This window comes from Pseudomonas sp. NY15435 (genome assembly GCF_048068295.1).
Taxonomy (GTDB): Bacteria; Pseudomonadota; Gammaproteobacteria; order Pseudomonadales; family Pseudomonadaceae; genus Pseudomonas.
In genome coordinates this window covers 78,354-100,885 of sequence record NZ_JBLUQA010000007.1, presented here as the reverse complement: position 1 = coordinate 100,885, position 22,532 = coordinate 78,354, and the positions used below count along the sequence as shown (strand labels likewise).

Sequence of the window (22,532 nt, the reverse complement as noted above, 5' to 3'; positions counted from 1 at the left end):
TCGCAGGCGGTTCGCCCACGTCGGTATCGGTATATGCCCGCTACTGGCGGGGAACGGGCGTCCGCAATGTGACCTTCTGTAGCCAGACCTGCTCAGCCCAATCGCCCTAGTCGCCCCAGTTCGACCAGCGTCTCGACCACGCACTTAACCTTGGGCCGCAAATGTGCCGCCCTTGGCCAGACCGCGTACACGTCCACCAGATCCTGGGTGTACTCATCCAGCACAGTCACCAGGCGCCCTTCGGCGATGTGCTCTCGCACCAGTGACTCTGGAATCTGGCACAGCCCCAGACCGGCAAGCGTTGCGTCGACAATCGCATCTCCATCACTGAGCTGGTGCGTCGCCGGAGGGCTGAATCGTTGTGCCGCCCCCTCGATAGAAACCCGCCAGGATAAGGGCTGGTCGCGCCGATACCCCAGGATACCCTGATGGAACGCGAGGTCATCGAGAGTGACCGGGGTGCCGCGCTTTTCGAGGTACTTCGGCGCACCGCAGATCACCCATCGCTGACTGGTCAGGCGACGTGCGATCAATTCAGTCGAGTCCTTCGGCTCCCCGAAACGGATCGCCAGGTCTACCCCCTCCTCAATGGGGTCGATTAGGTGGTCGGCGAATGTCATCGTGAAATGCAGATCGGGATACCGACACCCGATATCCAGCAGAATCGGCATCATGACTTTGCGCCCGAAGACCACCGGCATGTCGATGCGCAGGCGACCGGATGGACTGATGGCACGAGCCCCCAGGCTGTTCTCGGCGGCGCCAATTTCCTCCAGGGCAGCGGAGCAGGCCGCGAAGTACGCCTGACCGTCCGCAGATAATGTCACCCGCCGCGTCGTACGGAGAAATAGCTTTACCCCCAGCCGCTCCTCTAGACGGGCGATCGATTTGCCTACCGCCGACTTGGAAACGCCCAACAACGCAGCTGCGTCCGTGAAGCTGTGAGCGCGCGCTGCCACCACGAAGGTGGTGATTCCGCTCAAGGATTCGATGGGGAGCATGGGAAGCCTTTGTAGAAAGTAAGTCTACATAGTGGCAATAAGTAGCGCATTTATCGAGCTGAAAGTCATCCATAGAATTTCGAGCAAACGCTGGCCGGCTCTCCTTCACCTAGTCAGCTCCTCACTCGTTTATGGAGACCCTATCAATGCCCCTCGCTATCTGGGCCCTTGCAATCGGAACGTTCGGGATCGGCACCACCGAGTTCGTCATCGCCGGGCTGTTGCCGCAAATGGCTGCCGAATATGGCATCACCATCCCACAAGCCGGGTACCTGGCAACCTCCTATGCACTGGGCGTTTTTATCGGTGCACCGCTGTTGATCATTCTTGGGGGCCGGTTGCCGCGTAAACGAATGCTCGCGGTATTGATGATTCTCTTCGTCCTGGGAAATCTCATGACGGCCGCCGCAGCGAGTTTCCCAGTGGCACTGCTCGGCCGAGTGATTACCTCGCTGACCCACGGAGCCTTCATTGGCATAGGATCGATCCTCGCCGCTGAACTGGTAGCGCCCAACAAACGGGTCAGCGCGATTGCCTTCATGTTTTCGGGTATGGCGCTGGCCACCCTGCTCGGTGTGCCTGCCGGCACCTGGTTGAGCCAGCTCATTTCCTGGCGGGCGACGTTCTACGCCATCACTGCTATCGGCATCATCGGCTTGCTAGCAGTCGTCTACATGATTCCCGATGTCGGCGCGAATAAAGGTGCCAACGTTCGTCAGGAGCTGGCAGCGTTCAAGAACTCCAGGGTGCTGCTGGCGATGGGTATCACCGTTCTTGGCCCAGCTTCGTTCTTCACCTCGATCACCTACATCGCGCCCATGATGACGGAAGTCGCCGGCTTCTCTGAGTCCGCAGTTGTCTGGCTGATGATGGCCTTCGGCATCGGTCTGTTTGCCGGGAACACTCTCGGCGGACGCTTTGCAGATCGCTCGCTGATGCCGCTGCTCTACATCACACTGCTCGCTCAGGCCATCGTCCTGTTCGTTTTCGCGTATACCGCGCACAGCCAGTGGATGTCCGTCTTGTGCATTGCGCTGATGGCGGGCTTTGGCTTTGCCACCGTGTCGCCCATTCAGAAACTGGTTCTGGATAAAGCAGCGGCTGCGGGCGCTCCTACCCTCGCCGCCGCTGTGAACATCGGTCTCTTCAACCTAGGCAATGCCATCGGCGCCTGGGTAGGGGGCTGGGTGATCAGCACGGGTTTCGGCCTGGTTGCCCCGAATTGGGCCGGCGGAGTGTTGTCACTCGGCGCTCTGGCACTGGCGCTGATATCTGGCGCACTGGACAGGCGCGAAGCCATGGGCCTTCCGCAGCAGGCTTGAGCGAGGAATAGCGAGGGACTTCGGCAGAAGGGGAGTGCTCTTTACTGCTGAACAAATGTTCAGCTATAAGGGTACTCCTGAGCTCATGGCGCGCCGAGCGTCGGCGGAACACCACAGCTTTCTTCCCCGAGGGCGGTTTACTCCGCCTCTTCCCAGCTCTTCGCTGAACCGGAGTGCCCATGCGTAACCAGCTCTTCAGAACTCGCATTACCGAGATGCTCGGGATCCCTCATCCCATTCTTTGTGGCGGTATGGGGCCTGGGGTGTCAGACGCCAACTATGTCGCGTCGGTGGTCAACGCAGGCGGGATGGGATTTGTGGTTGCTGCCGGCTTCCCCGATCTGGACGAACTCCGTGAACAGCTTCGTCGGTGTCGCAGCCTCACCTCGGGGAAAGGGTTCGGGGTGAATCTCTACCTTTCTGGCCAGGCCGGCGCGACCGAGCGCTTGCGCCAGCAGATGAGGATCCTTGCCGAGGAAGAAGTCCTCTGTGTCGAGACATCGGGTGGAAGCCCGGAAGCTGTCCTGCCGGCGCTGCAGGAAGCGGGCATCAAGGTTCTGCACAAGGTGCCGGCGGTTCGCTACGCGCGCTCAGCCGCACGTCTTGGCGTGGATGCGGTGATCGTCGTTGGCAATGACTGCGGCGGCCATCCAGGAACCTACGGCATCAGCAGCATGGTTCAAGCCGCCCATGCACCAAAAGAGGTTCCCGTCCCGGTGGTTATCGGTGGCGGGATTGGTACCGGAAGCCAACTGGCGGCGACGCTGTTGATGGGAGCCGATGCCGTCCTGATGGGGTCGCGGATGCTGGTAGCCGAGGAGCTGTGGATTCACCGCCAGTACCAGGAACGACTGGTTAAGAGCGATGGGACAGAAAGCATTATCGTGAAGACCGGCCTGCGGCAACATCACCGAGTCCTGAACAATGACAGCGCCAAGGCTGTTGCAGCATTGGATGCAGCGGGAGCGAGCGATTTCGAAAGCTATCGCCCTCACGTCATGGGCACGCTGACCACCCAAGCCTACAAGACAGGAGATAGCCGCCAAGGCATGCTCGATTACGGCCCATCGATCGTATTTGCCGACGCCGTGCAAAGCGTGGAAGCCATTTTTGACTCGGTGCTCGATGATGCGCGCCATGCGATGAGGCGTCTTGAAGGTCTGAGCTGCATCGGGTAATCGAAAACAACCTCGATCCGGGGTTCAAGCTGCCAAGGAGTGGCGGCAGCATCCGACCATAGCGGACACTCCAGAGGCCAGGCGCTCGGCATCATTCGCCTTTTGCGCAGGCTGATCGGGCCAAGTACTGATTGTGACGCTCCGCTGATGAGATGCCAGCACCTCTTGAAAGTCATGCTGCTTTCACATTTCTTGCTGTAGGGCAGGCGAAGAAGGTGCCTTCATCGATAGCATTGCTTGCCGCACCACAGTGATTGCACTCACTGAGTGCGATTCCACTGAGCCCAGAATGGCCGGCATACCCTGAAACTAGGAGGCTCCGGCCAGCGGCGTAGGGCATTACGATGCGCTGGAACAGGGTGAACCGCATGAAGCCGAAAGCTGCCTGGCCAATGGATCTACGCTCGTTGATTCTCGGACTAGTCCTACTGTCGGTGTTGGCGACACTGGCCAATAGTCTGACCATGGCTTACAGAGTCCAGCGTGACGCTCTGATCGAGCACGCATTAGCCTCCAACAGCGCCGCCTACGCATCCAAGGTCGCTTCCAGCATCAGTGAGTTCCTGCGTTCGACACAAAGTCACCTGCGCTACAGCGCTGGCGAACTGAGCAAGCATTGGGGTGACGCGTCACGCTTGCGAGAAGAGGCGGTGCGAATGCAGACGCAGGACATCGACTTCAACTCCATCGCCATCGTCGATGCCAATGGCAAGGTATTGCAGGCCTATCCGGATGCATTGCAGATCATCGGCACAACGCTGCGTTCAGAGAGCATCCAGCAAGCGCTGCAGACTCGTCGCCCACAAATCAGCCCCGCCTATGTTTCCGTGGCTGGCAACCTAGTGGTGTTCATCTCGCAGCCGATCTTCGATGCCGCCGGAAACTTTCTCGGCACCGTCGGCGGATCTGTCTATCTGCGCAAGCAGAGCGCACTGCATACCGTGATCAGTAGTCATTTCCATCACGAAGGAACTTTTGCTTTCGTTGCCGACGGAAACCGTCGTCTGCTGTTCCATCCAGAGCAGAGTCGCATCGGCGAAAAGCTCGACTGGAGCAAGACGGTCGACGCTGCGCTGCGGGGCGAAAGCGGATCGATGGAGGTGCCGAACTACCTGGGAGTCCCAATGCTCGCCGGGTACGCCTTTGTGGAAAGCGCCAACTGGGCGGTAGTCGCTCAGCAGCCCCGCGAGATAGCGTTGGCGCCGCTTGGAAGGCTGATGCGCGACATGATCCTGGAGATGGTTCCGGCCGGGCTGATTGGGCTGATCCTGGTCTGGTACGGCGCAGCGCTGATAGCCCGTCCTCTTCATGAACTCGCATCAATCGCCGAGCAATTGTCAGCGCCGCAGACTGCGGAGCAGTTGAAAGCGGTAAATGCCTGGTATCCCGATGCCTCGGCGATCCGGCAGGCCATGCTGGCTGGCGTGCAGTTGCTGCAGCAGAAACTGGGACGGCTGAGCCATGAGGCGCAAACTGACTCCCTTACAGGCCTCGCCAATCGTCGAGCCATGGGCGCGCTTCTGCAGTTGTTGGAGCAAACGGGCCAGGAGTACTCGGTTCTTGCGCTGGATATCGATCACTTCAAGCGCGTCAATGACACCTATGGCCATGATGCGGGAGATGTAGCGCTGCAGCAGGTAGCGGCTGTGCTCCAGGAATACACCCGTGCGGGCGATTTGGCATGTCGGGCTGGAGGAGAGGAGTTCACGCTCATCCTGCCGGGCACGTCCTTGGCGACGGCGCAGGCTATTGCCGAGCGTATTCGAGAAACAATCGCTGCTCGTGAAATCCCACAGATCGGTCACGTCACAGTCTCCATCGGTGTGGCGAGTTGCGACAGTGACGACGAGTCGGCGGAGGCAACACTCAAGCGGGCAGATCAATGCCTGTATCAGGCCAAGAAAGGTGGGCGTAATCGGGTCGTATCGGTCAACACTGGGTAGTAACTACTGACAGAGGGATACATCGCCCTTGCTTTCATCGACGCCTTCAAGTCTAAAAATCGAGCCTTGGTGGCGTCCGCTATTGGCCGATTGCTGTCTCAGGTGAGAGGCAGCTACCGACCCAAGCGGACGCTCGCTCAATGGGCGCTGCGATAAAACAGCCAGGTAATGAACGCTACGAATGGAGCGAATAGAACCAAGCCGCCGACCACGACTGCCCAGCCCCAGGCGAAGCCGCTTTCCCCTCTGAACCGGTCACCGCTCAGAAAGCGTAATACGCGGACACCGATGCGGTGTGCCAGATAGCTGAGTATGAAGTCTTCGAGGAAGTCCATCTGATATCTAGGTGCGCGATTTCCAAGTGGGCGAATGGAGTAAAGCTCAGCTTGAGGTGATCGGAGGCGGCCGTCCCCTTCTGGCCGATTACTGCCCCTAGCTAGAGGCAGCTACCGAACGCGTCACGCGGGGAAGGCGGTGGGCGAGTTGTGCTGACAGGCCTTAGCCACAGAAAATGATCACCCGCGCTCGTTCAATTGCGGGGCGGAGAGTCGCCCCGGCGAATACGGATGGATGGTCAAGCGCGGAGCAATACCCACTTTGCGCAGACTGCCGCTAGGGTGTGGGTGGCAAGTCAGTGATTATCTGGCGCCCAGCACTGCAAGACCTTCAGGTATTAAAACGCCAGTCTCAGACCGGCGTTTTCTTGTGCTGCTGGCGATACTCGCCTGGCGTCTGGTCGGTCCAGCCCTTGAAGCTGCGATGGAATGAGCGCGACTCGGTGAAGCCCAGGTACTGGGCGATGTCCTGGATGGGCAGGTCGCTGTGCACCAGGTAGTGCTCGGCCAGTTCCTGGCGCAGTTCGTCGAGGATCTGCTGGTAGCTGGTGCCGGCCTGCTGCAGGTGGCGCTGCAGGGTGCGCACGGTCATCTCGAAGCGTTCAGCGACCCGCTCCTTGCGTGGCAGGCCGTCCTTGAGCAACAGGCGCAGGGCGTTCTTCACCCGTAGCGGTAGCGGCTCGTCGTCGTCCAGTTCGGCCATCAGCGCCAGAGCGTGTTCTTCCAAGGTGCGCAGCAGGTTGGCGTCGGCCTGGCGCAATGGGTAGGTCAGCAGTTGCAGGGGCACCAGCAAGGCGCTGAAGGACTGGTCGAAACGTACCGGGCAGCCGAACAGTTGCTCGTATTCGGCAACGTCGGTGCCTTCGGGCTGTGCGTGCTCGAACCAGACTTCCTGCGGCGAACCATTGGTGTCGGCAATCCAGCGCGCGTAGAGCAGCCAGGACGCCAGCACGTTCTCCACCATATGCCGGCGAATCTGCGCGGCCTCGTGGCGACAGTTCCAGATCAGCTTGATGTGATCCTCGCCCGGTTCCAGGCGGCTGACTCCCATGTCGCCGACCAGCTTTTCGTAGGGAATGATGCGGCCCATGGCTTCGCCCAGGTTGGCGCAGTTCATGGTGATATACCCCAGCACGCTCCAGGAGCCAGGCTGGACGAAGCGTGCCGAATGCAGCCCGAACAGCGGGTCGCCCGAGTGCGCACACAGGTGCTGCAGCAGGCGCTCGTGGGCCTCGCTGGGCAGGCGCTGGCTGTTGTCGCTCAGTTGCGAGCGCTCCAGGCCCGCGGCCTTGAGGGCAACGTCCAGGTCCATGCCGAGGGACTCGGCGTGGCGCAGGTATTTGAGCAGTGCGGGAATGGAGGTATAGCCGAGGGAATGCATGGCGTTCGTTCTTGTTCTGGTGTCTCGATCGGCAACTGCGCCTGTCTTGATCCGACAGTGACAGGGCAGGGCGGCTGGCTAGTATAGGCAGCCATCAAGCGGCACCGAAATAGCAATCTAACGGGCAAACACAGACCCTGAATAAAAGGAGCGGGCATGCGACGCTGGAATGGCTGGGGCGAGGAAACAACGGTAGTGGAACTGCCCGACAATGGGCGCGGTTTTCTTGCCGAGCTGGTGGGCCCCGGCCTGACGCTGCCCGATGCGACGCTGGAGCAGGTGCTGGCCAAGGTGCCGGCTTCGCGTCTGCCCGAGCACCCGCTGGTGGTGCGCGAAGCCCGCGACCGCCTGCTGCACGCCCGCGGCCAGAGTCTGCCGGATTGGCTGGCCATGCGCGAAGGCGAATTCGGCGTGTTCCCTGATGGCGTGGCCTACCCGCAGACCGCCGAGCAGATCCGCGAGTTGCTGAAGTTCGCCGAGCTCTGGGATTGCCTGGTCATCCCCTACGGTGGCGGCACGTCGGTGGCCGGCCACATCAACCCGCCAGCATCCGACCAGGCGGTGCTGACTGTTTCCCTGGAGCACATGAATCGCCTGCTGGAACTGGACGAGCAAAGCCTGATCGCCACCTTCGGCCCCGGCGCCAACGGCCCGCAGGTAGAGAGCCAGCTGCGTGCCCGCGGCTATACGCTCGGTCACTTCCCGCAGTCCTGGGAGCTTTCCACCCTCGGCGGCTGGGTGGCCAGCCGCTCCAGTGGTCAGCAATCGCTGCGCTACGGGCGCATCGAGCAGCTGTTCGCCGGCGGCACCCTGGAAACCTTCGCCGGCAGCCTGGACATCCCGACCTTCCCGGCATCCTCCGCCGGCCCTGACCTGCGCGAAATGGTGATGGGGTCCGAGGGGCGCTTCGGCATCCTTTCCTCGGTGAAGGTGCGGGTGACGCGCATTGCCGAGGATGAACGCTTCTATGCGGTGTTCCTGCCGTCCTGGGAGCAGGCGCTGGAAGGCATTCGCACCCTGGTGCAGACGCGCGTGCCGCTGTCCATGCTGCGCCTGTCCAACGCCATCGAGACCACGACCCAACTGGCCCTGGCCGGCCATCCGGGGCAGATCGCCTGGCTGGAGCGCTACCTGAAGATGCGCGGCGCAGGCGATGGCAAGTGCATGCTGACCTTCGGCGTCACCGGCGATCGCGCCCAGAATGCCACTTCTCTGCGTGCCGCGCGGCGTCTTCTCAAGGGCTTTGGCGGGGTGTTCACCGGCACCCTGCTGGGCAAGAAGTGGGCGCAGAACCGCTTCCGCTTCCCTTACCTGCGCGAGGCGCTTTGGGAGAACGGCTACGTGGTCGACACCCTGGAAACCGCCACCGACTGGTCCAACGTCGACAACCTGCTCAACCGCATCGAGGCGAGCCTGCGCGAGGGCCTGGCCGCCGAGGGCGAGCGCGTGCACGTGTTCACCCACCTGTCCCACGTCTATGGCGAAGGCTCGAGCATCTACACCACCTACGTGTTCCGTCCGGCCGCCAGTTATGCGCAGACGCACGAGCGCTGGCGCAAGCTCAAGCACGCTGCCAGCCAGACCATCGCCAACAACCGCGGCACCATCAGCCACCAGCACGGCGTGGGCAAGGACCACGCGCCCTACCTGCCGGTGGAGAAGGGACCGCTGGGCATGGCGGCGATCAAGGCGCTGGCCGGGCATTTCGACCCGTCCGGCCGGCTCAACCCCGGCACCCTGCTGCAGGACTGAGCCCATGCCTGCCTGGAATGCGGCCTGGCGTGCGCAGGCGCTGCCAGAACTGGCGGCGCGCGACTGGGACCTGATCGTCGTCGGTGGCGGCATCACCGGCGCCGGCATCCTGCGCGAAGCGGCGCGGCGCGGTTGGCGTTGCCTGCTGGTGGAGCAGCGTGACTTCGCCTGGGGCACCTCCAGCCGGTCCTCGAAGATGGTCCATGGCGGTCTGCGCTATATCGCCAAAGGCCAGTTCGGCCTGACCCGCGACTCGGTGCGCGAGCGCCAGCGCCTGCTGGGCGAGGCGCCGGGACTGGTCGATCCACTGAGCTTCATCATGCCGCACTACCAGGGCGGCTTCCCCGGTCCGCGTGTGTTCGGCACGCTGCTGTCGCTTTACGACGCACTGGCGGGGCGGCGCAACCATCTGTTCTATCGCCTGGAAGAACTGCGCTACCTGGCGCCGGGGTTGAAGGAAGATCGCCTGCTGGGTGGCACTCGCTTTCAGGATGCAGTGACGGACGATGCGCGTCTGGTGATGCGCGTGCTCGGCGAGGCGCGCGCAGAAGGCGGTGAAGCTCTGAACGGCCTGAAGGTGATCGAACTGGAGCGCCGCGATGGTCGTGTTCAGGGGCTGGTCGCCGAGGACAGCGAAAGCGGCCAGCGCTACACCTTCCGCGCCCGCGCCGTGGCCCTGGCTACTGGCGCCTGGGCCGATGCCTTGCGGCAGAAGCACGGCAGCGAGCACATCCGTCCGCTGCGCGGCAGCCACTTGCTGTTACCGGCCTGGCGCCTGCCGGTGGCCCACGCCTTCAGCTTCATGCATGGCCAGGACAAACGCCCGGTGTTCGTTTTCCCCTGGGAGGGCGCGACCGTGGTCGGCACTACCGACCTTGACCATCGCGATACGCTGGACGATGACGCCGCCATCAGTCGCGATGAAGTGGATTACCTGCTGGCGGCCTGCGGTCAGCAGTTCCCCGCCGCGCAGATCAGCGCCGCGGATGTGCGCTCCACCTGGGCCGGCGTGCGCCCGGTGGTCAGCGAGGGAGCACCGTCACTCAAGCCGTCGGACGAGAAACGCGAGCACGCGCTGTGGGTCGAGCCCGGCTGCGTGACCCTGGCCGGAGGCAAGCTCACCACCTTCCGCCTGCTGGCGCTGGAGGTGCTCGCGGCCTGCGCGCCGATGCTGGAGCGGCCGCTGGAAGCGGCTGGCGAGCAGGTCTTCGAGCCTGTCGAGGATATCGACCTGCCTGGGCTGACTCCGCCGCAGCGGACTCGCCTGCGCGGCCGTTATGGCCGTGCGCTGCCTGAGCTGGCGCGGGTGCTGAAAACTGTGGGTAGCGAGTGCATCGGCCATACCGATTCGCTCTGGGCCGAGCTGGCCTGGGCGGCGGAAGGCGAACTGGTGCTGCACCTGGACGACCTGCTGCTGCGCCGTACCCGCATCGGCCTGCTGCTGGCCGACGGTGGCGCCCACGAGCTGCCAAGAATCCGCGCGCTCTGCCAGCCACGCCTGGGCTGGGACGACGTGCGCTGGAAACGCGAAGAACAGGACTACCTGGCGTTGTGGCGTCGCTGCTACAGCCTTCCGAATTGACTGAAGCCCCACTGACCAAGAGCCCATGGACAATAACAATTACCTGCTGGCCATCGACAACGGCACCCAGAGCGTGCGCGCGCTGCTCTTCGATCTTCAGGGCAACCTGGTGGGCAAGGGCAAGGTTGAGCTGGAAGCCTATTTCTCCTCGCAGCCCGGCTGGGCCGAGCAGCACCCGGACTATTACTGGGAACAGCTGGGTGAAGCGTGCAAGCGCCTGTGGGCCAGCGTGGACATCGATCGCAGCTGCATCCGTGGCGTGTCGCTGACGACCCAGCGCGGCACCGTGATCCATGTTGACGAAGCGGGCCAGGCGTTGCGCCCGGCGATCATCTGGCTGGACCAGCGCCGCGCGGAACTGGAAGGTTCGATCAAGGGCCCCTGGGGCTGGTTGTTCAAGCTGGTGGGTGCGCAGGGCGCGGTGGACTACTTCCGCACCCAGGCCGAGGTGAACTGGGTTGCCCAGCAGCAACCGGACATCCACCAGCGCACGCACAAGGTACTGCTGCTTTCCGGCTTCCTCACCCAGCGCCTGTGCGGGCGTTACGTGGATTCGGTGGCTTGCAGCGTTGCCTACCTGCCGTTCGACTACAAGAAGCTGCAATGGGCCGCGCCGCGCGACTGGAAGTGGCAGGCGCTGGATGTGCGCCGCGAGCAACTGCCGGAGCTGTTCAAGCCCGGTGAAAAACTGGGTGAAATCACCGCTGAAGCCAGCCGCCTGACCGGGATTCCCGAGGGCCTGCCGCTGATCGCCGCCGGTGCCGACAAGGCCTGTGAAGTGCTCGGTGCGGGCGCCATCGACCCGACCGTGGCCTGTCTGTCCTATGGCACCACCGCGACCATCAACACCACCCGCTCGCGCTACCTGGAGACCATCCCGCTGATCCCGCCGTACCCGGCGGCGATTCCCGATCATTTCAACACCGAGGTGATGATCTACCGTGGTTTCTGGATGGTCAGCTGGTTCAAGCGCGAGTTCGGCCTGCGCGAGATGCAGCGTGCGCAGGAGTTGGGCATCGAGCCGGAAAAACTGTTCGACGAACTGGTCAACAGCGTACCCGCCGGCTCCATGGGCCTGATGCTGCAACCCTATTGGACGCCCGGCATCCGCGAGCCGGGGTTGGAGGCCAAGGGCTCGATCATCGGCTTCGGCGACGTGCACACCCGCGCGCACATCTACCGCGCCATCCTCGAAGGCCTGGCCTACGCGCTGCGCCAGGGCAAGGAGCGCATCGAGAAGCGCTCCGGCACCCGCATCCTGCGCCTGCGCGTGGCCGGAGGCGGTTCGCAGAGCGACGCGGCGATGCAACTTACCGCCGACATCTTCGGCCTGCCGGCGGAGCGCCCGCACGTCTACGAGGCTTCCGGCCTGGGCGCGGCCATCGATTGCGCAGTGGGGCTGGGGCTCTATCCCGACTTCACCAGTGCCATCGCCGCCATGACCCATGTCGGTGACGTCTTCCACCCGCGCCCCGAGGCGCAGCGCACCTACGAACGCCTGTACAGCGAGGTCTACCAGCGCATGTACAAGCAGCTCAAGCCGTTGTACCAGAGCATCCGCGAGATCACCGGGTATCCCGCCTGATCGGCAAATTAAGTTTGAGGAAATTTCCTCCCGCTAGTCTGAGTCGATATCCAGTGGACTCACCGGGAGGAAACCCACCATGACGCAACCCAAGGCCCTGCTGATCCTGCACGGCAAGCAAGCCGCCAACGATGAGGTGCGCGCCGCCGTATTGGCGACGCGTGAAGCGGGGCGCACGCTGGATGTGAGAGTGACCTGGGAGGGTGGCGACGCCCGGCGGCTGGTGGAGGAGGGGCTGGCAGCGGGCTACACGACGCTGATCGCCGGCGGTGGCGACGGCACGGTGCGCGATGTCGCCGAAGCGTTGGCCCAGGCCGGCGGCAAGGCCAGCCTGGCGATCCTGCCGCTGGGGACCGCCAACGATTTTGCCCGCGCCGCTGGCGTGCCGCTGGAGCCGGCCGCGGCGCTGGCACTGCTGGATGTGCCGGCCCGGCCCATCGACCTGGGTGAAGTCGATGGGCAGTGCTTCCTCAACATGGCCACCGGCGGCTTCGGTTCGAAGGTCACGGCCAACACCCCTGAAGACCTGAAGAAACTGCTGGGTGGCGCTGCCTATCTGCTCACCGGGTTGACGCGGTTTTCCGAGGTCCATGCTGCCCAGGGGCGTTTCACCGGGCCGGATTTCGAGTGGGAGGGCGAATTCCTCGCCCTGGGCATCGGCAATGGCCGGCAGGCGGGTGGTGGGCATGTGCTCTGCCCGCAGGCAGTGGCGGATGACGGCCTGCTGGATCTGAGCATCCTGCCGACCCCGCAGGATATGGTCGGCACCCTCGGCGCGCTGCTGGGCAGTGGCTTCGGCACCCAGGATGTTTTCGTCCGCGCGCGCCTGCCGTGGATCGAGGTGGAGGCGCGCGAAGGGCTGGACGTCAATCTCGACGGCGAGCCGCTGGAAGGACGCAAGCTGCGCTTCGGGGTGCGCCCAGCGGCGCTCTCGATGCACCTTCCAGCGGATTCGCCGCTGCTCTCGTCCACCGAGCGACTAAGCGCAGCGAAGGGATGATCGGTGTGGCCCGGACCGGATAAGTCGTGCATGATGGCGCTCGGCCAGTATCTTGTCGGAGAAGATGCGGCCGATAGCTATCCCGCACGACTCATTCCGAATCTGGAGCAGGCATGGCCGGTATTCTCGACACTGTCGATCAACGCACCCAACTGGTAGGCGAGAACCGCCTGGAAATCCTGGTCTTCCGCCTGGCCGGGCGGCAGCAGTTCGCGATCAACGTGTTCAAGGTGCAGGAAGTGCTGCAACTGCCGCGCCTGACCCTGATCCCGCAGCGCCATCCGATGATTTGCGGGGTGATCAACCTGCGCGGCCAGACCTTGCCGGTAATCGACCTGTCGCGCGCCATCGGCATGCGCGCGCTGACCCCGGATGCCAACAGCACCATCATCGTCACCGAGTACAACCGCTCGGTTCAGGCGTTCCTGGTGGGCGGAGTCGAGCGCATCCTCAACCTCAACTGGGAGTCGATCCAGCCGCCACCCGGTGGCGCCGGCCGCCAGCATTACCTGACTGCGATCACCAAGGTTGAAGACCGCCTGGTGGAAATCATCGACGTGGAAAAGGTGCTGGCCGAGATCGTCCCGATGAACACCCGCGTCTCCAGCGACCGCCTGGACGACACGTTGCTCAGCAAGACCCGTGGCCGCGAAGTGCTGGTGGTGGATGACTCCAGCGTCGCCATCTCCCAGCTGCGCGACACCCTCGGCCAGCTCGGCCTGCGCCTGCACGTGGCCACCGACGGCCTGCGCGCGCTGCAACAGCTCAAGCGCTGGGCGGACGAAGGGCACGACATGGAAGAAAAGCTGCTGATGGTCTTCACCGACGCTGAGATGCCGGAGATGGACGGCTACCGCCTGACCACCGAGATCCGCAACGACCCGCGCCTGCGCGACCTCTACGTAGTGCTGCACACCTCACTTTCCGGCAGCTTCAACGACGCAATGGTGAAGAAGGTCGGTTGTGATGACTTCCTTTCCAAGTTCCAGCCGGACCAGTTGGTGGAAGTAGTGCGTCGGCGCCTGCAGAAAGTCCCTGCGTAACGGGCATTTTCGGTCCGTCCAGCGGATCGCGGACCTGTGAGGGGCTTGCAGGCCGCTCCTACGCAAATGCCGCCATCGAGCGAGCGACAAGGAAAAACGCCAGGCAATGCCTGGCGTTTTTGCCTGGGCGCGAAGGTCAGCCGGCGAAATCCAGCGTCTCCTTCCAGCGGGTTTCCAGCGCCTTGGTGTCGTGGTCGAAGGGGTGGAAGCCGGGGCGGAAATAGTCCAGCCACGGGCGGATCAGGTTGACGAAGTAACCGCGGCGCGGGTGCAGCAAAACGCCCAGGCCGTGTTTCCAGCTGCGCCAGTTGAACAGCTGGCCGTCGCGTCGCAGCAGGTTGATCTGGAAGCCGGCGATGACGCCGAGGAAGATCACGGTGGTCAGCAGCATCACCGCAGTGCGGGTGAAGTAGCCGCCGTAAACCTGCTGGTAGACGTCGTAGGCCACCGCCTTGTGCTCGTTCTCTTCGACGGCGTGCCACATCCACAGCTTGTACATCTTGTCCGACTTCATCTGGCTGCTCAGGTCTTCACGCTTGAGCAACTGCTCGGCCATGGTCGCGGTGAAGTGCTCCAGGGCGCAGGTGATCGCCAGCTGATGCTTCTTGGTGGTGACCTTGCTGATGGATTCGAGCAGCACCTTGATGCGCAGCTCCAGGGTTTCCAGGTCGATGCCGTGCTCGTCGGCGTACTCGTTGTAGGCCGCGTGCTCCTTGGAATGCATGGCTTCCTGGCCGATGAAGGCGCTGACGTCCTTCTGCAGCTGCGGGTCCTGGATGCGTTCGCGCACGGCACGCACGCTGTCGACGAAGAACTTCTCGCCATAGGGGAACAGCGAGGACAGGTTGTTCATGAAGTGGGTCATGAAGGGCTGCCCGTCCCACCAGTACTTAGGCGTTTCACTGAAGGTGAAATCCATGCGGCGGACCGGGAAGTTGGCGCGGATTGGCGTGGTACTGGCGTTCATGACTAACTCCTTCTTGTTGTGCGGGCGTGGGTTCCGGAGCGCGACGCGGCAGGGGCGGCGACCCGGGCAAGCCCTGTCGTTAGTTCGTGATGCCACTTTCGAATGTGTCATCAGCTGATGTCATGTTCGAAGTCTTGTCGGACAATCGCCAGGTCATATCTGGCCGTGCCGGGGTCGGATCAGGCCAAAAGGGGGGCGACCAGCCATTGGATGGGGCTCTGTCGCGAACGCCGGAAACGACAACGGGCGCCGAAGCGCCCGTTGTCGTGGACAGCACGGATCAGGCTTCGTCGAGGGCGAAGGCGGTCAGGCTGTAGGTGGGGATCTGTGCGTCGTTGAGCTTGGTCGAGCCGCCGAGTTCCGGCAGGTCGATGATCGCAGCAGCCTCGAACACGCTGGCGCCCATGCGGCGCACCAGTTGTGCGGCGGCCAGCAGGGTGCCGCCGGTGGCGATCAGGTCATCGAAGATCAGCACGCTGTCGCCTTCGCACAGGCTGTCCGCGTGGACTTCCAGCAGGGCTTCGCCGTATTCGGTCTCGTAGGCCTGGGCCAGTACATCAGCCGGCAGCTTGCCGCGCTTGCGGAACAGCACCAGGGGCTTGTTCAGCTCGTAGGCAATGATCGAACCGATCAGGAAGCCGCGCGCATCCATGGCGCCGATGTGGGTGAAGTCGGCCTCGACATAGCGCTGGATGAAGCTGTCGGCGACGAAGCGTAGGGCTCGTGGCGACTGAAACAGCGGGGTGATGTCGCGGAACATGACGCCGGGCTTGGGAAAGTCGGGAACGGCACGGATCACGGACTTCAGGTCGAGTTGGTTGAGGATCATGCTGGATGTGCACCTGATGCGGTTTTTGCTGAGGCCAAAGTATAACGGGCCCGCCAGTTGGCGAGCCCGTTTTCGATGACTGGAAAGTCAACCAATTGGTCAGCTTTCGTGTCTGTCAGCTGTCCAGCTGGCCGCCGGCCAGTGCGCACAGCTCGATGGAGTCGAGGATGTGCACTTCCTTGCCTTCGGCGGCGATCAGGCCGTTCTGCTGGAAGCGGGTGAACACGCGGGAGACGGTTTCCACTGCCAGGCCCAGGTAATTACCGATCTCGTTGCGCGACATGGCGAGGCGGAACTGCTGGGCGGAGAAGCCACGGGCGCGGAAGCGCGCGGAGAGGTTCACCAGGAAGGTGGCAATGCGTTCGTCGGCGGTTTTCTTCGACAGCAGCATCATCATCTGTTGGTCGTCGCGGATTTCGCGGCTCATCACGCGCAACAACTGGCGACGTAGTTGCGGCAGTTGCTCGGACAGCTCGTCCAGGCGTTCGAAGGGAATCTCGCAGACCGAAGTGGTTTCCAGCGCCTGGGCCGATACCGGGTAGCTCTCGGTGTCCATGCCGGACAGGCCGACCAGTTCGCTGGGCAGGTGGAAGCCGGTGATCTGCTCTTCGCCGCCGTCGGTGATGCTGAAGGTCTTCAGCGCACCGGAGCGCACGGCGAAGACGGAGCCGAAGGCATCGCCCTGACGGAACAGGAATTCGCCTTTCTTCAGCGGTCGGCCGCGCTTGACGATCTCATCGAGGGCGTCCATGTCGTTGGTATTCAGCGACAGGGGCAGGCAGAGGGGAGCCAGGCTGCAATCCTTGCAGTGCGCCTGGGGCAGGGCGCGCACTTTGATGGTTTCGGCCATGAGTGTTCCTTGAATGGGATGGCACACAAAAACCAAGGGTACCGCAGACGGCAAGTCGCGCGCCAGTTGGCGACCTGTCTGAATCGCTGGTTTCAGCGACGGGGATGAGGGTTCACGAGGGTTGTGGCCAGGCTCGAATCCTTTCTAAAAGTGCCGGTTCAGGGCTGTTCCTACTCCTTGGGGTGATAGACATATCCTGTAGCAAAGGGTGCGACAGTTGGCCCCGTACCGCCGGTCGCGCCAAAGGGAACTCGCGGATCAGATGACCCGCGAGAAGCGTTGCAGGTTCTGCATCGGCAGGTAGCGGTCGAACAGCATGCACAGCGAGCGCACCAATAACCGACCGGAGGCGCTGACGTCGATGCCGCGAGGGCCGAGAGTGATCAGGCCATCCCGGGCGAAGCGTTCGAGGTCTTCCCAGATCTCCGCGAAGTAGCCGCGGAAGTCGATGTTGTAGAGGTCTTCGATGTCTTCGAAGTCCAGCTGGAAGTGGCAGATCAGTTGCTGGATCACCGCGCGGCGGATGAGATCGTCCTTGTTGCAGTGCAGGCCGCGCCGGGTGGCCAGCTGGCCCTGGTCGAGGGTGTTCTGGTAGTCGGCGATGTCACTGCTGTTCTGGCAGTAGAGGTCGCCGATCTGGCTGATCGAGGAAACCCCCAGGCCCACCAGGTCGCAGTGGCCGTGAGTGGTGTAGCCCTGGAAGTTGCGCTGCAGGCTGCCGTCTTCCTGGGCCATGGACAGTTCGTCGTCCGGCAGGGCGAAGTGGTCCATGCCGATGTAGCGGTAGCCAGCGGCTTCCAGTTGCTCGGTGGTGCGCTGCAGCATTTCCAGCTTCTGCGCGGGGGAGGGCAGGTCTTCGGCCCTGATCCGACGCTGCGGCGGGAAGCGCTCCGGAAGATGCGCGTAGTTGAACACGGACAAGCGATTGGGCTGCAGGGTGATGACCTGTTCGACGGTACGTGCAAAGGTGTCCGGGGTCTGCTTGGGCAGGCCGTAGATCAGGTCGATGTTGATCGAGCGGAATTGCAGCGTGCGCGCCGCGTCGATGATGGCGCGGGTCTCGTCGAGGCTCTGCAGGCGGTTGATGGCCTGCTGCACGTCCAGGTTGAAGTCCTGCACGCCAATGCTGGCGCGGTTGAAGCCCAGCTCGCGGAGCAGGCCCATGGTCGACCAGTCGGCCTCGCGCGGGTCGATCTCGATGCCATAGTCGCCGAAGTCGCCGTCGACGAAGTGGAAGTGGGTGCGCAGTTGCGCCATCAGTTCGCGCAGCTGGCCGGGGCTCAGGAAGGTCGGGGTACCTCCGCCGAAATGCAACTGCTCGACTTGTTGCTGGCGACCCAGGTGACGGCTGACGATCTCGATTTCATGGATGAGACGGGCAAGGTAGGGAGCGCTGCGGCCACGATCCTTGGTGATGACCTTGTTGCAGGCGCAGTAGTAGCAGATGTTCGCGCAGAACGGGACGTGCACGTAGAGCGAGAGCGATCTCTGAGCCTTCTGGCTATCGCGCAGCGCGTGCAGCAGGTCGAAGGGTCCGACTCCTTCGTGGAACTGCACGGCTGTGGGATAGGAGGTGTAGCGCGGGCCGGACAGATCGTATCGGCGTATCAGATCTGCATCCCAGCGAATATTGTCGAGCATGCCGATGTTCCCCGGTGGCGAGCTTTTCCTGCGCAGTCTAGGGAGAGTCCGACAGAGGCCTGTTGACCTGTATCAAGCGGCTTTATGGTGAGGATTGCTGGCGCTGGCGTGCATTTCGTGGCCCATGATCCAGGCCTGGTGTGGGCCGGGGAGGGTCCACAGGCCGAAGAGGATCACCAGGATGCCACCGGCCATGCGCACGCTGCGCTTGCGCAGCAGGGCGGTGACGCGCTCCGCGGCGAGGCCCGTGGCAAGCAGCACCGGCCAGGTGCCCAGGCCGAAGGCGAGCATCAGCAGCGCGCTATCCACCGCCGAGCCCTGGCTGGTGGCCCAGAGCAGGGTGCTGTAGACCAGACCGCAGGGCAGCCAACCCCAGAGTGCGCCGAGCAGCAGCGCGCGCGGCATCGTGGCAACCGGCAGCAGGCGGCTGGCGAAGGGCTGGATGTGCTTCCACAGGCCGCGGCCGAGGGCTTCGATGCGGGTCAGGCCGCTCCACCAGCCAGCCAGGTACAGGCCCATGGCGATCAGCAGCAGACCGGCGATCACCCGTAGCGCTGAGGCGAACGGCGTGCGTGCCACGGCCCAGCCAGCGAGGCCGAGCAGCAAGCCGGCGCAGGCGTAGCTGAAGATGCGACCGAGGTTATAGGCCAGCAGCAGGCGCAGGCGCCGACCGCGCTGCTCTGGCGGAATGGCCATGGTCAGCGCGCCCATCAGGCCACCGCACATGCCCAGGCAATGACCGCCGCCGAGCAGGCCGAGGATCAGCGCGGACGCCAGCAGTGGCGCCAGCTCAGGCATCGCGCTTGTCCTGCTTGGGGCTGGCGTGCGACCCCTCACCTTCGGCTTCGTCGATGCCTGCCTGGTGCTTGGGGTCTTCGTCGTCGAACAGGATGCTGTGGGCCGGCCCGTCCATATCGTCGTACTGGCCGCTGTTCACGGCCCAGAAGAAGATTGCGATGCAGATGCCGACGATGACCACGGCGACTGGGATCATGATGTAGAGAGCGGGCATTTCAACTCCGTGGCAGCGCCTGGGCCGCCTGAAGTGCGGCGGAGTGGGCGGATGTCGCTGAAGCGGCGTCGGCGCCTTTCGGCAGCCGGGTCAGGCGCAGGGCGTTGAGCACCACGGTCAGCGAGCTGATCGACATGCCTACCGCAGCCCACACGGGCGTGATCCAGCCGAGGGCGGCGAAGGGCAACATGAGCCCATTGTACAGCCCTGCCCAGAGCAGGTTCTCGATGATGACTCGACGGGTGCGGCGGGCCAGGCTGAAGGCTTGCACCACGCTGTCCAGGCGGTTGGACAGCAGCACGGCATCGGCGCTGGTTTTCGCCAGGTCGGTGGCCGTGCCCATGGCAACGCTGATGTCGGCGGCGGCCAACACGGGTACGTCGTTCACACCGTCGCCGAGCATCAGCACGCGGTGGCCTTGCTGGTGCAGCTGGCGCAGGACTTCCAGTTTGTCGTCCGGGCGCAGGCCGCCGCGGCAGTCGTCGATGCCCAGTTCGGCGGCGACGCGGCCGACCATCGGCGAGCTGTCGCCGGACAGCAGCAACGTGCGCCAGCCGCGTGCGCGGCAGGCGTCGAGCAGGTCGGCGGCGTCTTCGCGAATGCGGTCGTCCAGCACCAGCCAGGCGAGGGCACCGCTTTCGTCTCCCAGCAGCAACCACTGGCCGGGCTCCTGCGGGTGCTGGGGCGCTTCGCTACCGCTCAAGCCACAGACGAATGTCGGTTCGCCAATGCGCAGGCGGCGCTCGCCGACGCGGCCTTCCAGGCCCAGGCCGGGATGGCTCTCCACATTCTCGGCGGGCTGCGGCGCGCGGCCGAAGGCACGGGCGATGGGGTGTTCAGAGCGGTTCTCCAGCGCGGCGGCGAGCGCCAGGCAGGCATCGCTGTCCAGCGCGCCCAGCGGCCGGACGGCACGCAGCGTCAGCCGGCCTTCGGTGAGGGTGCCGGTCTTGTCGAAGATCACCGTGTCGATATGGTTCAGGCCTTCGAGCACGTGGCCACGGGTCACCAGCAGGCCGAGCTTGTGCAGGCTGCCGGTGGCGGCGGTGAGTGCGGTCGGCGTGGCTAGCGACAGGGCACAGGGGCAGGTTGCCACCAGCATCGCCAGGACCACCCAGAAGGCGCGGGAGGCGTCATGCTGCCACCAGAACAGGCCGACCACCGCAGCGAGCACCAGCAGCGCGATGAGGAACCACTGCGCGGCCTTGTCGGCAAGCTCGGCGAGGCGCGGCTTGTCCGATTGCGCGCGTTCCAGCAGGCGGACGATGGCCGAGAGGCGGCTGTCGCCGCCCAGTGCCTTGACCTGCACGGTCAGCGGGCCTTCGACGTTGAGGGTGCCGCCGGTGACGCTGTCGCCGCTCTGGCGCGGCTGCGGCAGGTATTCGCCGGTGAGCAGGGATTCGTCGACGCTGGACTGGCCGTCGAGGATCAGGCCGTCGGCGGGTATCACCGCGCCGGGCTGCACCAGCACGCGGTCGCCGACGCTCAGTTCGCTGAGCAGCACACGGCTGCTCTGGCCGCTGTCATCCAGCCGCAGGCAGGACGCGGGCAGCAGGTTGACCAGTTGCGCGGTGGCCGCAGCGGTGCGCTCACGGGCACGGCGCTCGAGGTAGCGGCCGGCGAGCAGGAACAGGGCGAACATGCCGACCGCGTCGAAGTACAGGTCGCCATGGCCGGTGACGGCGGTCCAGATGCCGGCCAGGTAGGCGCCGCCGATTGCCAGGGAGACGGAAACGTCCATGGTCAGGTGGCGGGTGCGCAGGTCGCGCACGGCGCCGCGGAAGAATGGCTGGCAGGAGTAGAAGACGATGGGCGTGGTGAGGAACATCGCCACCCAGCGCAGGATTTCGTGCAGCTCGGGACTCAGGTCGATGTTGAATTCGGGCCAGGTGGCCATGGTTGCCATCATTGCCTGGAACCACAGCAGGCCGGCGACGCCCAACTGGCGCAAGGACTTGCGGTTCTCCTGGTGCAACTGTTCGGCGGCGCGGTCCGGCTGGAAGGGGTGCGCGGCGTAACCAATACGGCGCAGCTCGGCAAGCAGCTCGCTCAGCGGTAGCTCGCTGTCGGACCAGCGCACGTGCAGGCGGTGGTTGGACAGGTTCAGCCCAGCCTCGGCGACGGCGGGCAGGCCCTTGAGATGTTTCTCGATCAGCCAGCCGCAGGCGGCGCAGCTGATGCCTTCCATGATCAGGGTGGTCTCGGCGAGATCGCCCTGGTGCTGGACGAAAGGCTGCTGAACGTCAGGGCGGTCGAACAGCTTCAGCTCATCGGCGAGCTGTTCGGGCAGGGCGTCAGGGTTGGGCGCAGCTTCGGTGCGGTGACGGTAATAGCCTTCCAGGCCACCGGCGACGATGGCCTCAGCCACAGCCTGGCAGCCGGGGCAGCAGAATTCGCGGGTTTCACCCAGGACTGGCGCAACGAAGCGGCTGCCGGGCGGGACCGGCAGCGCGCAGTGGTAACAGAGCAGCGGGGCGCTCATGGGCGCTCGGCTTCATCTCCGCTGAGGGGCTCGTCGCCGAGGTCGAAGGAGCCGCCCGGGGCGACTTTTTCTTCCTCGAACAGACGCCAGGTCCGGCCATTTTCCTCGCCGAGCAGTTCGACGAAGCGGCGACCTTTTACGGCGGCATCCAGGCTGGCGGTATAGCGACCCGGCTCGGCGGGGCTGGCGCGCATTTCCAGGTGCTTGTCCTGGGATTCCAGGGTAGGGGAGAGCAGGTTCAGGGTGAGCGTGGCCGGGCGGCTATCGCCGGTCAGGCGCAGGTCCACTTCGCCGGTCAATTCGTCGAAGCTGATTTTTGCGCGCAGCTTGAGCTGCTGAGCGAGGTGCTCACGGTCGAGGGAGCGGTTGATGCCTTTGCCGGCTTCGTAATAGTTGTCGCTGACCAGGGAGTCCTGGTTGTTCACGGCGATGTTGACCATCGTCAGGCTGAGGAAGATCGAGGTGGCCAGCATGGCGATGATGATCCACGGCCAGAGGTGCTTGTACCAGGGTTCCACGGGCGTTTTCATGGCCGATTGCATGGTCTCTTTTCTCTCGCTGGCAACGCCACGCGGGGCGCTGCCCGGTGAAGGGGCGGGCAAATTCTACGTGCTTCGGTCGGTACTGGCACC

19 protein-coding genes are annotated in these 22,532 nt (G+C 63.9%); 8 read left to right on the top strand and 11 right to left on the bottom strand.

Translation table 11 applies throughout. The features are described from left to right. Nucleotides 1–92: 92 nt before the first annotated feature. On the bottom strand, nucleotides 93–1,001 hold the full coding sequence (locus ACNFH5_RS18095; RefSeq protein WP_416748261.1) for a LysR family transcriptional regulator: 909 nt from the start codon (nucleotides 999–1,001) through the stop codon (nucleotides 93–95). A 146-nt stretch (nucleotides 1,002–1,147) separates the two neighbouring features. On the opposite strand from ACNFH5_RS18095, the gene ACNFH5_RS18090 reads away from it, so the two are divergent. From ACNFH5_RS18090 to ACNFH5_RS18080, 3 genes are all read left to right on the top strand, one after another. Further along, nucleotides 1,148–2,323: an MFS transporter gene (locus tag ACNFH5_RS18090; protein WP_416748259.1), complete on the top strand. Its 1,176-nt coding sequence runs from the start codon at nucleotides 1,148–1,150 to the stop codon at nucleotides 2,321–2,323. A 179-nt stretch (nucleotides 2,324–2,502) separates the two neighbouring features. Beyond that, entirely contained in the window at nucleotides 2,503–3,501 is a 999-nt protein-coding gene (locus ACNFH5_RS18085) for an NAD(P)H-dependent flavin oxidoreductase (RefSeq protein WP_416748257.1), read from the top strand. Between the two features lie 368 nt (nucleotides 3,502–3,869). Then, nucleotides 3,870–5,444 (top strand): diguanylate cyclase, encoded by a 1,575-nt coding sequence (locus ACNFH5_RS18080; protein WP_416748256.1) that lies wholly within the window; start codon nucleotides 3,870–3,872, stop codon nucleotides 5,442–5,444. 137 nt (nucleotides 5,445–5,581) lie between these two features. Here ACNFH5_RS18080 and ACNFH5_RS18075 read toward each other — a convergent pair whose 3' ends face one another. Together ACNFH5_RS18075 and ACNFH5_RS18070 are read right to left on the bottom strand one after the other, a co-directional pair. Beyond that, a complete protein-coding gene (locus ACNFH5_RS18075) occupies nucleotides 5,582–5,779 on the bottom strand; it encodes a hypothetical protein (protein ID WP_416748254.1) in 198 nt (65 codons plus the stop codon). Nucleotides 5,780–6,131: 352 nt separating this feature from the next. Next, on the bottom strand, nucleotides 6,132–7,160 hold the full coding sequence (locus ACNFH5_RS18070; RefSeq protein ID WP_416748252.1) for an AraC family transcriptional regulator: 1,029 nt from the start codon (nucleotides 7,158–7,160) through the stop codon (nucleotides 6,132–6,134). 156 nt (nucleotides 7,161–7,316) lie between these two features. Between ACNFH5_RS18070 and ACNFH5_RS18065 the strand changes: the two genes are divergently transcribed. From ACNFH5_RS18065 to ACNFH5_RS18045, 5 genes are all read left to right on the top strand, one after another. Beyond that, entirely contained in the window at nucleotides 7,317–8,912 is a 1,596-nt protein-coding gene (locus ACNFH5_RS18065; RefSeq protein WP_416748250.1) for an FAD-binding oxidoreductase, read from the top strand. Between the two features lie 4 nt (nucleotides 8,913–8,916). Beyond that, nucleotides 8,917–10,494, top strand: a complete 1,578-nt coding sequence (locus ACNFH5_RS18060) for a glycerol-3-phosphate dehydrogenase/oxidase (protein WP_416748248.1) — start codon at nucleotides 8,917–8,919, stop codon at nucleotides 10,492–10,494. Between the two features lie 25 nt (nucleotides 10,495–10,519). After that, the gene (locus ACNFH5_RS18055; protein WP_416748246.1) at nucleotides 10,520–12,079 is read left to right on the top strand and encodes an FGGY-family carbohydrate kinase; all 1,560 of its coding nucleotides are present in this window, start codon (nucleotides 10,520–10,522) and stop codon (nucleotides 12,077–12,079) included. Nucleotides 12,080–12,158: 79 nt separating this feature from the next. Further along, a complete protein-coding gene (yegS, locus tag ACNFH5_RS18050; RefSeq protein ID WP_416748244.1) occupies nucleotides 12,159–13,079 on the top strand; it encodes a lipid kinase YegS in 921 nt (306 codons plus the stop codon). 113 nt (nucleotides 13,080–13,192) lie between these two features. Continuing rightward, nucleotides 13,193–14,122, top strand: a complete 930-nt coding sequence (locus tag ACNFH5_RS18045) for a chemotaxis protein CheV (RefSeq protein WP_416748242.1) — start codon at nucleotides 13,193–13,195, stop codon at nucleotides 14,120–14,122. Between the two features lie 136 nt (nucleotides 14,123–14,258). Here the strand turns inward: ACNFH5_RS18045 and ACNFH5_RS18040 are convergent, their stop codons facing one another. From ACNFH5_RS18040 to ACNFH5_RS18005, 8 genes are all read right to left on the bottom strand, one after another. Further along, nucleotides 14,259–15,089, bottom strand: a complete 831-nt coding sequence (locus tag ACNFH5_RS18040) for a metal-dependent hydrolase (protein WP_416748240.1) — start codon at nucleotides 15,087–15,089, stop codon at nucleotides 14,259–14,261. A gap of 280 nt (nucleotides 15,090–15,369) precedes the next feature. Further along, a complete protein-coding gene (locus ACNFH5_RS18035) occupies nucleotides 15,370–15,918 on the bottom strand; it encodes an adenine phosphoribosyltransferase (protein ID WP_138521687.1) in 549 nt (182 codons plus the stop codon). A 115-nt stretch (nucleotides 15,919–16,033) separates the two neighbouring features. Next, nucleotides 16,034–16,768 carry a transcriptional regulator Anr gene (gene anr / locus ACNFH5_RS18030; protein WP_416748238.1) on the bottom strand — a complete coding sequence of 245 codons (735 nt, stop codon included), beginning with the start codon at nucleotides 16,766–16,768 and terminating at the stop codon, nucleotides 16,034–16,036. Nucleotides 16,769–17,026: 258 nt separating this feature from the next. Then, a complete protein-coding gene (gene hemN / locus ACNFH5_RS18025; RefSeq protein ID WP_416748236.1) occupies nucleotides 17,027–18,409 on the bottom strand; it encodes an oxygen-independent coproporphyrinogen III oxidase in 1,383 nt (460 codons plus the stop codon). A 72-nt stretch (nucleotides 18,410–18,481) separates the two neighbouring features. Continuing rightward, nucleotides 18,482–19,207 carry a sulfite exporter TauE/SafE family protein gene (locus ACNFH5_RS18020; RefSeq protein WP_416748234.1) on the bottom strand — a complete coding sequence of 242 codons (726 nt, stop codon included), beginning with the start codon at nucleotides 19,205–19,207 and terminating at the stop codon, nucleotides 18,482–18,484. Further along, nucleotides 19,200–19,421: a cbb3-type cytochrome oxidase assembly protein CcoS gene (ccoS, locus tag ACNFH5_RS18015; protein ID WP_416748232.1), complete on the bottom strand. Its 222-nt coding sequence runs from the start codon at nucleotides 19,419–19,421 to the stop codon at nucleotides 19,200–19,202. Before ccoS ends, ACNFH5_RS18020 begins: the two co-directional genes overlap by 8 nt. Before the next feature lies 1 nt (nucleotide 19,422). Continuing rightward, nucleotides 19,423–21,900, bottom strand: coding sequence for a heavy metal translocating P-type ATPase (locus ACNFH5_RS18010; protein WP_416748230.1), 2,478 nt, complete (start codon nucleotides 21,898–21,900; stop codon nucleotides 19,423–19,425). Continuing rightward, nucleotides 21,897–22,442 (bottom strand): FixH family protein, encoded by a 546-nt coding sequence (locus ACNFH5_RS18005; RefSeq protein WP_416748228.1) that lies wholly within the window; start codon nucleotides 22,440–22,442, stop codon nucleotides 21,897–21,899. The genes ACNFH5_RS18010 and ACNFH5_RS18005 overlap by 4 nt, the downstream gene beginning before the upstream one ends. Nucleotides 22,443–22,532: the final 90 nt, after the last annotated feature.

Excerpts from the sequence above, each read along its gene's own strand:
- ACNFH5_RS18055 (WP_416748246.1), top strand. The coding sequence starts at position 10,520 with ATGGACAATAACAATTACCTGCTGGCCATCGACAACGGCACCCAGAGC.
- ACNFH5_RS18080 (WP_416748256.1), top strand. The coding sequence starts at position 3,870 with ATGAAGCCGAAAGCTGCCTGGCCAATGGATCTACGCTCGTTGATTCTC.
- ACNFH5_RS18090 (WP_416748259.1), top strand. The coding sequence starts at position 1,148 with ATGCCCCTCGCTATCTGGGCCCTTGCAATCGGAACGTTCGGGATCGGC.
- ACNFH5_RS18040 (WP_416748240.1), bottom strand. The coding sequence starts at position 15,089 with ATGAACGCCAGTACCACGCCAATCCGCGCCAACTTCCCGGTCCGCCGC.
- ACNFH5_RS18060 (WP_416748248.1), top strand. The coding sequence starts at position 8,917 with ATGCCTGCCTGGAATGCGGCCTGGCGTGCGCAGGCGCTGCCAGAACTG.
- yegS (WP_416748244.1), top strand. The coding sequence starts at position 12,159 with ATGACGCAACCCAAGGCCCTGCTGATCCTGCACGGCAAGCAAGCCGCC.
- ccoS (WP_416748232.1), bottom strand. The coding sequence starts at position 19,421 with ATGCCCGCTCTCTACATCATGATCCCAGTCGCCGTGGTCATCGTCGGC.
- ACNFH5_RS18010 (WP_416748230.1), bottom strand. The coding sequence starts at position 21,900 with ATGAGCGCCCCGCTGCTCTGTTACCACTGCGCGCTGCCGGTCCCGCCC.
- hemN (WP_416748236.1), bottom strand. The coding sequence starts at position 18,409 with ATGCTCGACAATATTCGCTGGGATGCAGATCTGATACGCCGATACGAT.
- ACNFH5_RS18005 (WP_416748228.1), bottom strand. The coding sequence starts at position 22,442 with ATGCAATCGGCCATGAAAACGCCCGTGGAACCCTGGTACAAGCACCTC.
- ACNFH5_RS18065 (WP_416748250.1), top strand. The coding sequence starts at position 7,317 with ATGCGACGCTGGAATGGCTGGGGCGAGGAAACAACGGTAGTGGAACTG.
- ACNFH5_RS18045 (WP_416748242.1), top strand. The coding sequence starts at position 13,193 with ATGGCCGGTATTCTCGACACTGTCGATCAACGCACCCAACTGGTAGGC.
- ACNFH5_RS18070 (WP_416748252.1), bottom strand. The coding sequence starts at position 7,160 with ATGCATTCCCTCGGCTATACCTCCATTCCCGCACTGCTCAAATACCTG.
- ACNFH5_RS18075 (WP_416748254.1), bottom strand. The coding sequence starts at position 5,779 with ATGGACTTCCTCGAAGACTTCATACTCAGCTATCTGGCACACCGCATC.
- ACNFH5_RS18095 (WP_416748261.1), bottom strand. The coding sequence starts at position 1,001 with ATGCTCCCCATCGAATCCTTGAGCGGAATCACCACCTTCGTGGTGGCA.
- ACNFH5_RS18035 (WP_138521687.1), bottom strand. The coding sequence starts at position 15,918 with ATGATCCTCAACCAACTCGACCTGAAGTCCGTGATCCGTGCCGTTCCC.
- anr (WP_416748238.1), bottom strand. The coding sequence starts at position 16,768 with ATGGCCGAAACCATCAAAGTGCGCGCCCTGCCCCAGGCGCACTGCAAG.
- ACNFH5_RS18085 (WP_416748257.1), top strand. The coding sequence starts at position 2,503 with ATGCGTAACCAGCTCTTCAGAACTCGCATTACCGAGATGCTCGGGATC.
- ACNFH5_RS18020 (WP_416748234.1), bottom strand. The coding sequence starts at position 19,207 with ATGCCTGAGCTGGCGCCACTGCTGGCGTCCGCGCTGATCCTCGGCCTG.